Source organism: Streptomyces sp. (assembly GCF_019510245.1).
Classification (GTDB): domain Bacteria; phylum Actinomycetota; class Actinomycetes; order Streptomycetales; family Streptomycetaceae; genus Streptomyces.
In genome coordinates, this window is the sequence record NZ_JAEKKT010000514.1 from 1 (window position 1) to 1,555 (window position 1,555).

Sequence of the window (1,555 nt, forward strand, 5' to 3'; positions counted from 1 at the left end):
GACTATTGCTCCCGATCGGCCTGCAGTGACAGGTTGAGCAGGTCGCGCTGTCGACGGGAGGGGAGAACGTGGCATGACGATCGCCACCAAGGTTCTGGGCAACGCGATGCAGCTCGCGGTCTGCCAGCTCGAGCAGGGCCAGACGGTGTACGCCGAGGCCGGCAAGTTCTTGTGGAAGACCACGAACGTGGGCGTCGAGACGCGGATCAACGCACCGGCGGCCGCTGGTGGCGGCCAGCCGGGCGGCGGCGTTGGGCTGCTGGGGACGGTCATGAACGCCGGCAAGCGGATGCTGGCCGGTGAGTCGATCGCCTTCCAGCACTTCAGCTGCAGCAGCGGCACCGGGCTGGTCAGCCTCGCCGGCACTTTGCCCGGCGAGATGCGGGTCATCGAGCTGGACGGGACGAAGGGCTGGTTCGCCGAGAAGGACGCCTTCGTCGCCGCGGAGAGCAGCGTCAACTTCGACATCGCGTTCAGCGGCCTGCGCACCGGCTGGAAGGGCGGCGAGGGGTTCGTCCTCGAGCGCTTCGGCGGCACCGGAACCCTCCTCATCGCCGGTGCCGGCAACTTCATCGAGCTCAACCCGGCCAGCTACGGCGGCAAGATCCACGTGCACACCGGCTGCCTGGTCGCCTTTGAGGACACGGTCCGCTACGGCGTCGAGCGGATCGGCGCGCTGAACCGGCAGACGGTGATGAGCGGCCTGCTCGGTGGCAACGGTTTCAGCCAGGCAACACTCGAGGGCGACGGGCTGGTGATCCTCCAGTCGATGACGATGGAGTCACTGTCCGCCGCCATCGTCAAGAACGCACATCACGGTGATGAAAAGGCGAGCAACCCGCTCGGCGGACTCTTCGGAGGGACGGACTGACATGGGATTCATGGACAAGGCCAAGGAAGCCGCGCAGCAGGCGAAGACCCAGGCGCAGCAGCTGGCCCAGCAGGGGCAGGCCAAGGTAGCGACGATCCAGCAGGGACGCTCGGAGGCCGAGCTGTTCCGGACCCTCGGCGAGGCGTACTACGCCGAGCAACGCCGCGGCGGCGACAAGGAGGCCGTCACCACGGCGTTGACCGCGCTGGACGAGCACTATGCCGCGGCGGCCCCGGCGCCTGGCGACGCCGGCGGCGCGTCCGGAACCCCGGGCACCCCGCCGGCGGCCGCGCCGGACGCCCCGCCGGCCACCGGCGGCAGCTTCACCCTCGACAACCTCTGAGGGCCGGCGGCGCGGCGGGCGGGACGACGCCGATCAGCCCAACGGTTCGGGCGTCGGGTGGTGGGCGGTCTTGCCCTGGTGCTCGAGCGCGATCTCGTCCGCCGCGGTGACGCCTTCGGGCAGGTCGATCGTCATCTTCGGCCCGGTGAACCACTTCTTGGCCGAGGTGTGCCAGCCGATCCAGAGCAGCAGGAGCGCACCGAGCACCACGATCGGCGTGTAGTTGACGTACTTCATGCTGCTCCAGCCGAAGCCCTTGTACCAGGGCGCGCCCAGTGACGAGGTGGGCAGCAGGGCGATGAACGAGGTGACCGCGATCTCGGCCACCGCGACCAGGCACA

The 1,555-nt window shown here is 69.2% G+C and carries 2 protein-coding genes and 1 pseudogene; 2 read left to right on the forward strand and 1 reads right to left on the reverse strand.

Translation table 11 applies throughout. The features are described 5' to 3' along the window. Positions 1–73 precede the first annotated feature (73 nt). Both JF597_RS54860 and JF597_RS54865 read left to right on the forward strand, forming a co-directional pair. On the forward strand, positions 74–871 hold the full coding sequence (locus JF597_RS54860) for an AIM24 family protein (protein WP_294014684.1): 798 nt from the start codon (positions 74–76) through the stop codon (positions 869–871). Between the two features lies 1 nt (position 872). After that, positions 873–1,214, forward strand: a complete 342-nt coding sequence (locus JF597_RS54865; RefSeq protein ID WP_294014686.1) for a hypothetical protein — start codon at positions 873–875, stop codon at positions 1,212–1,214. A 33-nt stretch (positions 1,215–1,247) separates the two neighbouring features. Here the strand turns inward: JF597_RS54865 and JF597_RS54870 are convergent. After that, positions 1,248–1,555, reverse strand: a pseudogene (locus JF597_RS54870) (hypothetical protein); the annotation flags it as partial.

Coding starts and splice junctions, on each gene's coding strand:
- JF597_RS54860 (WP_294014684.1), top strand. CDS start 74: ATGACGATCGCCACCAAGGTTCTGGGCAACGCGATGCAGCTCGCGGTC.
- JF597_RS54865 (WP_294014686.1), top strand. CDS start 873: ATGGGATTCATGGACAAGGCCAAGGAAGCCGCGCAGCAGGCGAAGACC.